This window comes from Blastomonas sp., from assembly GCF_041747255.1.
Classification (GTDB): domain Bacteria; phylum Pseudomonadota; class Alphaproteobacteria; order Sphingomonadales; family Sphingomonadaceae; genus Blastomonas.
Window position 1 is genome coordinate 1 of the sequence record NZ_JBGTFM010000447.1, and the last position, 2380, is coordinate 2380.

At 62.2% G+C, this 2380-nt stretch carries 3 protein-coding genes and 1 pseudogene; all 4 read right to left on the reverse strand.

Going from position 1 to position 2380, the window contains the following annotated elements; genetic code table 11:
• Nucleotides 1-803 (reverse strand): annotated as a pseudogene (locus ACEW8G_RS14920) (penicillin-binding protein 2); the annotation flags it as partial.
• 8 nt (nt 804-811) lie between these two features.
• Complete coding sequence (mreD, locus tag ACEW8G_RS14925; protein ID WP_373489188.1) at nt 812-1327, reverse strand: rod shape-determining protein MreD; 516 nt, start codon at nt 1325-1327, stop codon at nt 812-814.
• A complete protein-coding gene (gene mreC, locus ACEW8G_RS14930) occupies nt 1324-2232 on the reverse strand; it encodes a rod shape-determining protein MreC (RefSeq protein ID WP_373489189.1) in 909 nt (302 codons plus the stop codon). Before mreC ends, mreD begins: the two co-directional genes overlap by 4 nt.
• Nucleotides 2233-2245: 13 nt before the next feature.
• Nucleotides 2246-2380: rod shape-determining protein (locus tag ACEW8G_RS14935; protein WP_373489190.1), on the reverse strand; the 135-nt coding region annotated here is incomplete at its 5' end.

The following is a 2380-nucleotide window of genomic DNA, read 5'->3' on the forward strand; positions in this document are numbered from 1 at the left end:
CCCGATTCCCGGCCCATGCGGCGTCCGATATATTCCTGCAGTCCGCCATCAATGGTCAGCTTAAGCGGAGTGCCGGGGGTATCGGAACGCACCCCGAGTTCACGCACAATCTTGCCGCGCGCGGTAACTTCGACCTTTTTCGCGCCGGGCTTGCCCTGCAAACGGGGCTCAAAATACTGTTCCAGCCCGTCCTTGCCGATCTTGAACCCCGGCGTGATCAGCAACGGGTTGCGGTTTTTCGCATATTCTTCGGCATTGACGATGCCGACATAGCCCAGCAGATGACCGACCGCCGCGCCAGTGGGGTACTGGCGCGAAAAGCCACGGTGAGGCGCGACGCCCGGCATATCGGGCAGGCGGACGCTCAATGCTGCAAACTGCTCATAGCTCAGGCTCGATGCGACCGGCACCGGCTGAAACCCCTGCGCTTGCTTCATGGCATCGCGCAGGTCGGCGATCTTGTCGGGCGGCAGGTCGAGCAGATCGCGCAGTTGCACCAGGGTGTCGTCAAGATCGCGCACCCGCTGCGGGATAAGATCGACGCGAAAATCCGCTTTGTTGTTGGCGAGCGGCTTGCCGTGCCGGTCAACGATCCAGCCACGGCGCGGCGGGATCAACGTCAGATTGACGCGGTTGCTCTCTGACAGCATTTTGTAACGCTCGTTCTCGGCAATCGAGATATAGGCCATACGCCCTGTGAGCAGCAGGCCAATTGCGCCCTGCGCCCCGCCAATCAACATGGTGCGCCGATTGAACGAAATGTTCAGCGAGTTACGGGTGATCAGCTTGCCGGGCCGTTTCATTGGGGCGCCTAACGGTTCAGGCGAAGATGGTCGAGCCGTGCCACCAGCCGCAGCACCAGCGGATAGAGAGCGACGGTCAGGATCATCTGGGGAAACAGAATGGACACGCGCATATCGCTGACAAGAAAAGTGTTGATTGCAAGACCTCCGGCTAGGGCCAGTATAAGCATGACCATGGCAATGAACCAGTCCTGCCAATAATTTCGCCACATATAGCGCTGTTCGATTAGGTCGAGCGCGATCAGCACCAACGACCACAGCAGCACCGCGCTGCCTACCGGCTGCCCGCTGAACACATCGTCGATCATGCCAAATGGCACGCCTGCCCACACCGGCCAGATTCCGGGGCGCAACATCTGCCAGCTGATGAGGATGATCAAGCCAAAGGGCGGCAGCACTGGCGCGCTGCTGATGATCGGCAAAAGCGGAGTCAGCGATCCGATGATCACCGATGCAATCGGCACTGCGGCCTTGCGAAACGGCGATGCAACGCGGTTCAACCGGGCGCGATATGGGGCGTTCACGGCGTCGGCTCCGCTGGCACCGGCCCGGCCGGTGCGGGATTGTCCAGAGCCGTCTCGTCCAGTTCTGGCTGATACATCTGCTGAACGATCACGAAATCGGTGCCCGCAGGGTTAGCGAGAAGCTTGCCGATGGCACCGTCACTGGTCAGCCGTTCGACAATCGCCACGGGCACATTGGGCGGATAGATGCCGCCATTGCCCGAGGTGACCATGACATCGCCGACCTTGAACGGATTGATGCCGATATCGATCAGGCGAATGTCCATCCGCCCATCGCTACGCCCCTGCGCAAAAGCGACCGTGCCATCGCGCGCGCGGCGCACCGGAACGACATTTTCAGGATCGCTGATGAGCAGGATACGCGCGCTGTTGGGTCCGGTTTCCATCACCCGGCCGATCAGGCCGCGCTGGCCGCGCACGGGTTGGCCACGTTGCACGCCCTGGCGTGCGCCAGCATCCATCATCGCAAAGCGGCGGGTGCTCGATGCGCTGGAGCTGATCAGCCGTCCGGTGGCAACCGGTTGTCCCTCGCGATCGATCAGGCCGAGCAGCTTGCGCAATTCGCGGTTCTCCTGCTTGAGCGCGCGCGCTTCGATCAGTTGCGTGCGGTTGCGCTCGGCTTCGCGCTGCAACGCTGCATTCTTCGATCCGGCGTTGAAATAGGCGGTCACCTCGCGCCAGCCAGATTGCGCACCGATGCGCAACGACGTGAGGCCGCGCGAGGCCGGAGAGGTCACCTCTGCAGCACCGGCGCGGATCGCTGAAAAAGCCGCCGGATCAGCATATGACAGGCCAAGCAGCAACAGCCCGGCAAACGCGCCAGTGAACGCCAGCAGATAGCCGGTGAATATCTGCAACTGCGCCTTGCGGGAAAACCCGGGGCGCCGGTTATGGGGCGGCGCCATGCGTTGAACCCTCTCAGGCAGTCATGAGCACGCCCCGGAAGATCGGATCTTCCATGGCGCGCCCGGTGCCAATGGCCACACAGGTCAGCGGGTCTTCTGCGACCGAGACCGGCAGGCCGGTTTCCTCACGCAAATGCGCATCGAGGCC